Raw genomic sequence first — 354 nt, 5'->3', positions numbered from 1 at the left:
AAGAAAAGCGAAAACAACCGCTTGACTTTCGAAGTGAGGAGCGTAAGATGCGCCTCCTCAACGCGATAAGCGTGACGCTCTTTAACAATTTGAATCAAGCAATCTGTGTGGGCACTCACAGCATCGAACATCAAACAATTTTGTTGATTTTCAATGTCTGGTGAAGTGACCAAGACAACTTCGGTTGTCACAGTTTATTTCAGCAATTCATTGAGCCGCTGAATGTCGTTACTCCGGTAACGACGCAACCAAACTTAAATTGAAGAGTTTGATCATGGCTCAGATTGAACGCTGGCGGCAGGCCTAACACATGCAAGTCGAGCGGCAGCGGGAAAGTAGCTTGCTACTTTTGCC

General features: G+C 45.8%; 1 protein-coding gene and 1 rRNA gene. One reads left to right on the top strand and one right to left on the bottom strand.

Translation table 11 applies throughout. From position 1 onward, the window contains the following. Positions 1-191, bottom strand: a 191-nt coding sequence (locus ACLHZ1_RS20700) for a hypothetical protein (protein ID WP_427263551.1), incomplete at its 3' end; no start/stop codon positions are given. 65 nt (positions 192-256) lie between these two features. Here ACLHZ1_RS20700 and ACLHZ1_RS20695 point away from each other — a divergent pair. Beyond that, positions 257-354 (top strand): 16S ribosomal RNA (locus tag ACLHZ1_RS20695); the annotation flags it as partial.

It is taken from the genome of Aeromonas sobria, from assembly GCF_050266975.1.
Lineage (GTDB): Bacteria > Pseudomonadota > Gammaproteobacteria > Enterobacterales > Aeromonadaceae > Aeromonas > Aeromonas sobria_B.
This window is presented reverse-complemented; position numbering and strand designations above follow the sequence as displayed.